This window comes from Burkholderia sp. Ac-20353 (assembly GCF_017104785.1).
Lineage (GTDB): Bacteria > Pseudomonadota > Gammaproteobacteria > Burkholderiales > Burkholderiaceae > Burkholderia.
The window spans coordinates 1-8,572 of the sequence record NZ_JAAGPL010000281.1 but is presented as its reverse complement, the minus strand read 5'-3'; the positions used below and the strand labels follow the sequence as shown (position 1 = coordinate 8,572).

Below are 8,572 nucleotides of genomic sequence, written 5' to 3'. Positions count from 1 at the left end.
GCCCCGCAGCGCAATGCCCAGCCACACGAGCCCCGCCGCCGCGACGACGAGCCCGAGCCCGGCAATCACGCCGGCCGACAGCCAGCGCGTGAGCGTCGCCGCGACCAGCGGCACGACCAGCATCGGCGCGGAGATCGCGAGCATCAGCCCGCCCGCGCCGATCTCGCTGAAGCCATCGATGCCGATGAAGCGCAGCGGCAGCACGACGAGCAGCACGATATAGCAACAGCAGGTCGACACCGGCAGCACCTGTACGCCGACGAAGCGCGGAATGCGGAACAGCGACAGGTCGAGCATCGGCCGTGCGACGCGTGTCTCGATCGCGACGAACGCGCTCGCACCCAGCACCGCGCCGACGAGCAGCCCGATCACGAGCGGGCTCGTCCAGCCGCGCGCCGGCGCCTCGATCACGCCGAACGTGACCAGCGTCAGCGCGGTCGTGAACGCCGCGGTGCCGGGCCAGTCGAGCCCCGTCGCATGCGGGTCGCGCGACTCCTGCATGCGCGGCAGCCCGAACCCGAGCGACAGCGCGCCGGCCGCAGCACCCGTCACGAAGATCGCGCGCCAGCCGTAGCGCTCGATCAGGCAGCCGGCGAGCACGGGCCCGAATGCGAGGCCGATGCCGAACGTCGTGCCGAGCAGGCTGAACGCGCGCGTACGCGCTTCGCCGTCGAACTCCTGCGCGAGCGCCGCGGTGCCGCCCGCGAGCGCGGCCGCCGCGGCAAGGCCTTGCGCGGCGCGCAGCAGGTCGACCGCGAGCATCGACGGTGCGAACGCGAGCGCGACCGACAGCAGCGTGAAGCCGCCGACGCCGATCGCGAACACGCGCTTGCGGCCGAACTGGTCGGCCAGCGCGCCGGCCGCCATCAGAAAGCTGCCGAACGCGAGCATGAACGCGTTGGTGATCCAGTTCAGCGCAACCGTCCCGCCGTGCAGGTCGCGGCCGATCGCGGGCGTCGCGACCGCGCCGCCGGAAAAGGCGAGCGGCAGCGCAACGGCGGCCATGCACACGGCAGTTAGCACGAACGTGCGGCGGCGCGTCGCCGCCGCGGAAAACGTGTGATCCATCATCGCTCCTCGAAAGCCCGGCGCGAGCGCGCCGTCAGAGCGAAAGAAGATAATTCCGATTCAATCCGCGAAAAACCACGTCGAACTCCGTATATAGCGGACTAGAATTCCGGAATCTCAACGACCCGCGCCACGACCGGAGCATCGATGCAGAACCTGAACGGGATCGTCGCGTTCGTCCGCGCCGCGGATACGCTGAGCTTCGTCGCGGCCGGCCGCGCGCTCGGCATCTCGGCGTCGGCGGTCGGCAAGACGATCGCGCGGCTCGAACAGTCGCTCGGCGTGCGCCTGTTCCACCGCACGACGCGTCGCGTGACGCTCACCGACGAAGGGCGGCACTTCTACGAGCGCTGCCAGCGCATCCTCGAGGATTTCCGCGACGCGCAGGCGCTGGTGACCGAGTCCGCGCAGCGGCCACGTGGCAAGCTGCGCGTCAGCCTGCCCGTGATCGGCTACCGGTTCCTGCTGCCGGTGCTGCCCGAGTTCCGGCAGCGCTATCCGGACGTCGAGCTGGATCTCGATTTCAACGACAGGATGGTGGACGTCGTCGAAGGCGGCTTCGACGCGGTGATCCGCAGCGGCCCGCTGCCGGATTCGAGCCTGATGTCGCGGCGGCTCGGCCCGTTCGGGTTCGTGCTGTGCGCAACGCCCGCGTATCTCGCGCGGGCCGGCACGCCGCGCGCGCCGCGCGACCTCGACGCGCACGACTGCGTGCGCTACTGCTTCCCGACCACGGGCAAGCTGCAGGACTGGGCGCTCGCAGCCGACGACGGCATGCCGCTGAAGCTGCGCACCGCGATGACCTGCAACAACATGGAGGCGCTGCGCGGCGCGGTGCTCGCGAGCCTCGGCATCGGCTACATGCCCGACTTCCTCGCGCGCGACGCGCTCGAGCAACGCACGCTCGTCACGGTGCTCGACGACTACCGGATCGCGCCCGGGCAGTTCTCGATCGTCTGGCCGTCGAGCCGGCAACTGTCGCCGAAGCTCAGGGTGTTCGTCGATTTTCTGTGCGAGCGGCTGTTCAAGTAGCGAGGCGGCGCCGCAAGGCCGACGGACATCGTGCGCGGCGCCTCGCCGTCACGTCGCGCCGATGTGCTCGATGTCCTTTTCCACGTCCGGCAGCAGCGCGTCGCTGTCGTCCTTCAGCCCGACGCCCGTCAGCCCGAGCCGGCGCGCATGCGTGATCAGGTAGTGCAGCTTGTGCGCGGCCGCGTCGTACGGCAGCCCTTCCGGCCGCACGTTCGAGATGCAGTTGCGCAGCGCGTCGTGGCAGCCGACCTTCGGCGCCCACGTCAGATAAACGCCGAGACTGTCCGGCGAGCTCAGCCCCGGCCGCTCGCCGATCAGCATCGCGACGAGCTTCGCGCGCAGCAGCTCGCCGATCTCGTCGCCGAGCGCGACGCGCGCCTGCCGCGCGACGACTACCGGCCCGATCTGCCAGCCGTCCGCATCGAGCCGCGGCCGCACCGCCTGCAACAGCGGCAACGCCTGCTTCGCGGCGGCAAACGCGGACAGACCGTCACCGACCACGAACACGATGTCCGGCGCATCGTCGAGCGCCGCGCCGTAACCGGCGAGCAGCCCGCGGCTGTCGTCGGACAGCTTGCGGCCGAGATCGGGCCGGCGCAGATAGTGCTGGCGGTCCGGCGCCGCGCTCTGCACGCCGAGCGTCGGCAGTCCCGCCGCCTCGATCTCGCGCCGCAACGCATCGGCGTCGAGCGGCTGATGCACGGCGTCGCGCGCCTGCGCGTGCGACAGGTTGAACGCGAGCAGCGGCGCGGTCGGCAGGCTGTTGCCCGCGCGGCCGAGCGCGATCCGCGCGTTCGTGAACGACTTCAGCTGACCCCACGGGTTCTTTTCGACGACATCGCTCATGCTGACAGCCCCATCCAGTCGTTCGCGCCGGCCAGCAGCGGCACGCGGGCCGACGCGGCGCGCAGCGCGCCGTGCGCGTCGGCGATCTCCATCGTCTCCAGCCATTCCTCGAACTCGGGCGCGCGGCGCAGGCCGAGCACCTCGCGCACGTACAGCTGGTCGTGGAACGACGTGCTCTGGTAGTTCAGCATCACGTCGTCCGCGCCCGGAATCCCCATGATGAAATTGATGCCGGCCGCGCCCAGCAGCGTGAGCAGCGTGTCCATGTCGTCCTGGTCCGCTTCCGCGTGGTTCGTGTAGCAGATGTCGCAGCCCATCGGCACGCCGAGCAGCTTCCCGCAGAAGTGATCCTCGAGCCCCGCGCGGATGATCTGCTTGCCGTCGTACAGGTATTCGGGCCCGATGAACCCGACCACCGTGTTCACGAGGAACGGCTCGAACTTGCGCGCGACCGCGTACGCGCGCACCTCGCAGGTCTGCTGGTCGACGCCGTGATGCGCGTTCGCCGACAGCGCGCTGCCCTGACCCGTCTCGAAATACATCAGGTTGTTGCCGACGGTGCCGCGCTTCAGCGACAGCGCGGCCTCGCGCGCCTCGCCGAGCAGCGCGAGCGAGATCCCGAAGCTCGCGTTCGCCTTCTCGGTGCCCGCGATCGACTGGAACACGAGATCGACCGGCGCGCCCTTCTCGACCGCCGCGATCGTGTTGGTCACGTGCGTGAGCACGCACGACTGGGTCGGCACGCGGTAGCGCTCGCGAAACCCGTCGATCATCGCGAGCAGCTTCACGATCGCGGCGAGGCTGTCGGTCGCCGGATTGATACCGATCATCGCGTCGCCGCAGCCGTACATCAGCCCGTCGAGCATCGACGCGGCGATCCCCTTCACGTCGTCGGTCGGATGGTTCGGCTGCAGCCGCACCGACATCCGGCCCGGCAGGCCGACCGTATTGCGAAAACGCGTGACGACGCGGCGCTTTCTCGCGGCCGCGATCAGGTCCTGGTTGCGCATCAGCTTTGACACGGCCGCGACCATCTCCGGCATGAGGCCCGGCGCGATCCGCTCGAGCGCGGCGCCGTCGGCCGCGGGCGACAGCAGCCAGTTGCGGAAGTCGCCGACCGTCAGGTGCGAGATCTCCGCGAAAGCCTGCGCGTCGTGATCGTCGACGATCAGCCGCGTGACCTCGTCGTCTTCATACGGAATCAGCGCTTCGCTCAGGAACGCCTTGAGCGGCACGCCCGCGAGCGCGATCTTCGCGGCGACGCGCTCCTCCTCGCTTGCCGCCGCGACGCCGGCGAGCTGGTCGCCGGAGCGCAGCGGGCTCGCCTTCGCGAGCAGCGTCTTCAGGTCCGCGAAGCGGTAGGTGCGCGAACCGATCGTCTCCGTGTAGGACATTCTGCGAGTCTCCTTGCCAAACCGACGGCGCGCCGCTGTCGCAGGCGCGCCGGATGCCGCATCGTGCGTTCAGCGGCCCTTCACGTTCATTCTTCCAGCAGCGCGTCGCCCGGTGCGTCCGCACGCTGCGCGCGGGTCGCGAGGAAGTACGCGTAGCCGAGCGCGAGGAACCCGACGAACACCATCGCGACCAGCCCGTTGAAGTACACCATCGTACCGAGGCAGACGAGCGCCGCGGCGATCGCGAATGCCGGGAAGAACGGATACAGCGGCGCGCGGAACGGCCGGGCCATGTTCGGCTGCGCGCGGCGCAGCTTGAACAGCGAAGCCATGCTGACGATATACATCACGATCGCGCCGAACACCGACATCGTGACGATGTTCGCGGTCAGCGTCTGGCCGCCGAACTGGATCAGCTCGTCACTGTAGATCGCCGCGATGCCGACCACGCCGCCCGCGAGGATCGCGCGGTAAGGCGTCTTGAAGCGCGGATGCACCTTCGCGAGCCATTCGGGCAGGTAGCCTTCGCGGGCCAGCGCGAAGATCTGGCGCGAATAGCCGAGGATGATTCCGTGGAACGACGCGACGAGGCCGAACAGGCCGAGCCACACGAGCATGTGCATCCAGCCGCTGTTCGCGCCGACGATGTACTTCATCGCCTGCGGCAGCGGGTCGTTGATGTTCGCGAGCTTGGTCCAGTCGCCCGCGCCGCCGGCGAACACCATCACGCCGATCGCGAGCGCAACGAGCGTCAGGATGCCGGCGACGTACGCGATCGGGATCGAGCGCTTCGGGTTCTTCGCTTCCTCGGCCGCCATCGCGACGCCTTCGATCGCGAGGAAGAACCAGATCGCGAACGGGATCGCCGCGAACATCCCGTGGAATGCGCCGACGCTGAAGTGATCGGCGCCGGACCAGCCGCCCTTCATGAAGTTGCTCCACGCGAAGCCCGGCGACACGACGCCCATGAACACCAGCAGCTCGAAGATCGCGAGCAGCGTGACGACGAGCTCGAAGGTCGCGGCGATCTGCACGCCGACGATGTTCAGCGCCATGAACACGAGATACGCACCCATCGCCGCGTGCTTCGGCTCGAGCCCCGGAAACTGCACGTGCAGATACGCACCGATCGCGAGCGCGATCGCGGGCGGCGCGAACACGAATTCGACGAGCGTCGCCGCGCCTGCGAGATAGCCGCCCGTCGGGCCGAACGCGCGGCGCGCATACGCGAACGGGCCGCCCGCATGCGGAATCGACGTGGTCAGCTCGGTAAAGCTGAAGATGAAGGTCGTATACATCGCCGCGACGAACAGCGCGGTGACCACGAAGCCCAGCGTTCCCGCACTCGCCCAGCCATAGCTCCAGCCGAAGTACTCGCCGGAAATCACGAGGCCGACCGCGATGCCCCACAGCTGCCAGGTCCCGAGCGTCTGCTGCAGCGCGGGCTGGCCGGACGACTTGCCGCCGGCGGCGGGCCGGCCATTCGACTCTGCTTTCATCGGTTTCTCCTCAAGGGCGCCAGACCGCGTGTCCGTCCGGCGGCATGCCGCGATGGCAAGTCCGCCGGGTCGGTCTGCACGACTGAGAATCGATGCTAGTGAGTCATTAAACGACGTGTTATCGAAATTCGGCAAAGGTCCGCGCTGACGTTTCGCTTACGGAAACGGCCGCGCGGCCCGCCAATCAGTGGCCACTCAGTGGCCACTTACTCGCCGCCGCGCTGGTTGAACCAGCGGTCGAGCAGCTTGCCGGCCGCCTCGCGGCCGCCGAGGCCGAACGACAGCGCGACCGCCACCGCGATCGCGCCGAGCACGAGGCCGAACGCGAGCTGCACGATCTCGTTCGCGATGCCCATTGCGCGCAGCCCCATCGCAAACACGAGGCCGAGAATCGCGAACTGCGCGATGCGCGCGAACAGCACGCCGTGCTGCGTGTCCGCCTGCTGGATCACGCGACGCGCGAGGCCCGCGAGCCAGAAGCCGATCACGAGGATCACGCCGCCCATCAGCACGTGGCCGCCGAACTCGATGAACAGCGTGACCACGTCGCGCACCTGCGAGAAGCCGAGCCGGTTCGCGGCCTCGACCGCGGCGAACAGCATCGCGAAGAACACGATCAGCCGCGCGGCCAGCACCGACGGCTGCAGCATCCCCGAGAACACGGCCTCGACGCCGAGCACCTTCGGCAGCCCGTCGACGCCCGCCGCGACCAGCAGCTTCTGCGCGAGTGACGCGACGAAGCGCGCGAAGTAGAACGTGACGAGCACGATCACGAGCGCGGCGACGATGTCCGGCACCGCGGACAGGAACTGGTTCAGCATGTTGGTCGCGGGGCCCGAGATCGCGTCGATCTTCAACGCGTCGAGCGCGGAGATCAGCGTCGGCACGAATACGAACACGTAGACGACCGTGCCGACGAAGCTCGACACGCGCACGGGCGTCGGGCTGTCGAGGCGCTCGGTGAGCTTGTCCGCGCCCGCCGCGATCAGCAGGTTCGTGACGAGCCCGCGCAGCACGCGCGCGACGACCCAGCCGACCACGCCGATCACCGCCGCCGCGAACAGGTTCGGCACGATCGCGAGCAGCTTGTCGACCATCGCCTGCACCGGCGACAGCAGCCCCGACAGCGCGAACGCGGACAGGATCGCCGGCAGGAACATCAGGATTACCAGCCAGAACAGCACGTCGCCGAGATAGCCGCTCATCGGCTGCATGCCCGCGCTTTCGGTCAGCTTGTCGTCGACCTTGCAGGCTTTCAGCGAGCGGTTCGCGAGGCTGCGCAACAGCGACGCGATCAGCCACGCGATCAGCGTGAGCGCCGCGCCGCCGATCAGGTTCGGCAGGTAGTTGACGATATGGGTGACGAGCAGCGAGAACGGGTTCGACACCGCATACAGGTTGAGCACGTTGAAGATGCCCACCGCGGTGACGAGCAGCACGAGCCAGAACAGGCCGCCGGCGATGATCCGCTCGACGTACGCGCCTTGCCCCGTGCTGTCGGTGATCCGCTGATCGACTTTCAGCGCACCGAGCAGGCGCAGCGTGCCGGCCCGCACGACGACGGCGATCAGCCAGCCGATCACCAGGATGCCGATCGCGCCGGCGATCTTCGGCAGGTACCCCCCTAGCGTAGTCTGCAGCGTTGTGATGAAGCTGGATGCATCCATTTCTTCTCTCCCGAAAACGTGGCGTTGCGATTGAAGATCGACGAACTACCTGCGTACTTCGAAATGACGCGCTATCCCGCCCGTGCAACTTAACCCGGAAAAATGACGGCTTGAGCCGATTTCACCGTCTTTAACTTTAGACAACGTTCGGCAAGGACGGGACCCCATTTCAAAAAAGAAATGGGGTTTGATCCATTTTGCGTGACGCCGGCACTATGTAACTCGGCAGATTCACCCACGCGGGACGTGCTACCTTGACTTCGGCATCGCCCGATCCAACCGTTCCAGAATGGAGAAGAAGACATGTTCAAGCATGAAGTGTCGATCCGCCGCCTGCCGACGCTGCAAGGCTACGCGGTCGGCCATACGGGGTCGTACATGAAAGTCAGCGACGCATTCGCGCAGCTCGGCGGCTGGGTCGCGCAACACGGGCTGTTCGGGGCCGGCACGAAGATGCTCGGCATCTTCTTCGACGATCCGGACACCACACCCGAAGCGCAACTGCGCGCGAAAGCGTGCTTCGTGCCGGCCGACGGCGCGCCGGACGTCGAGCCGACGGCGCCCGTCGAGCGTGTGACCGTGCCGGGCGGCGACTATGCGGTGCTGCTGCACATGGGGCCCTATGCGGACCTGAACGCCACGTATCAGTGGCTGTACGGCGAGTGGCTGCGCGACTCGGGCCGCGAGGCGGCCGACGCGCCGCCGTTCGAGCTGTACCTGAACACGCCGATGGACGCGGCGCCGGCCGACCTGCGTACCGAAATCCACCTGCCGCTGCGCTGACGCGTTTCGGACCCGGTCAGGTGCCGATGGCGGACTTGCGCCGGCCGCCTGACGGAGAAAGCGAGTCGACGACGCAACGCGCGTTGCCGGCAAAAGCAGACGCTAGCCCGTGTGCGTGCCGCACGCCGGACAGAAGCGCACGCCAGCGGCCAGCGCTGCGTGACACCGGCGGCACGCGGCGCTTTGCTGCGCGGCGCCGCATTGCGTGCAGAATCGTGCCTGCGCGTCGTTGAGCGTGCCGCATCGCGCGCACGCGCACTGGCGCAGCGGCGCGGCGGCGGCA

At 68.3% G+C, this 8,572-nt stretch carries 7 protein-coding genes and 1 pseudogene; 2 read left to right on the top strand and 6 right to left on the bottom strand.

Features of this window, described 5'->3' with window-relative positions:
• On the bottom strand, positions 1-1,068 hold a 1,068-nt coding region (locus G3N94_RS37770; RefSeq protein WP_205799317.1), incomplete at its 3' end, for an MFS transporter.
• Between the two features lie 147 nt (positions 1,069-1,215).
• Between G3N94_RS37770 and G3N94_RS37765 the strand changes: the two genes are divergently transcribed.
• Entirely contained in the window at positions 1,216-2,100 is an 885-nt protein-coding gene (locus G3N94_RS37765) for a LysR family transcriptional regulator (protein WP_205799316.1), read from the top strand.
• 48 nt (positions 2,101-2,148) lie between these two features.
• Here G3N94_RS37765 and eutC read toward each other — a convergent pair whose 3' ends face one another.
• From eutC to G3N94_RS37745, 4 genes are all read right to left on the bottom strand, one after another.
• Positions 2,149-2,946, bottom strand: a complete 798-nt coding sequence (eutC, locus tag G3N94_RS37760; RefSeq protein ID WP_205799315.1) for an ethanolamine ammonia-lyase subunit EutC — start codon at positions 2,944-2,946, stop codon at positions 2,149-2,151.
• Positions 2,943-4,340 (bottom strand): ethanolamine ammonia-lyase subunit EutB, encoded by a 1,398-nt coding sequence (locus G3N94_RS37755; RefSeq protein WP_205799314.1) that lies wholly within the window; start codon positions 4,338-4,340, stop codon positions 2,943-2,945. The genes eutC and G3N94_RS37755 overlap by 4 nt, the downstream gene beginning before the upstream one ends.
• 86 nt (positions 4,341-4,426) lie before the next feature.
• Positions 4,427-5,839 carry an ethanolamine permease gene (gene eat / locus G3N94_RS37750; RefSeq protein WP_205799313.1) on the bottom strand — a complete coding sequence of 471 codons (1,413 nt, stop codon included), beginning with the start codon at positions 5,837-5,839 and terminating at the stop codon, positions 4,427-4,429.
• A gap of 206 nt (positions 5,840-6,045) precedes the next feature.
• Positions 6,046-7,506: a mechanosensitive ion channel gene (locus G3N94_RS37745; protein ID WP_205799312.1), complete on the bottom strand. Its 1,461-nt coding sequence runs from the start codon at positions 7,504-7,506 to the stop codon at positions 6,046-6,048.
• Between the two features lie 264 nt (positions 7,507-7,770).
• Here G3N94_RS37745 and G3N94_RS37740 point away from each other — a divergent pair.
• Positions 7,771-8,289: pseudogene (locus tag G3N94_RS37740) on the top strand (GyrI-like domain-containing protein); the annotation flags it as partial.
• Positions 8,290-8,391: 102 nt separating this feature from the next.
• On the opposite strand, the gene G3N94_RS37735 reads toward G3N94_RS37740, so the two are convergent.
• On the bottom strand, positions 8,392-8,572 hold a 181-nt coding region (locus G3N94_RS37735; protein ID WP_205799310.1), incomplete at its 5' end, for a zinc-ribbon domain-containing protein.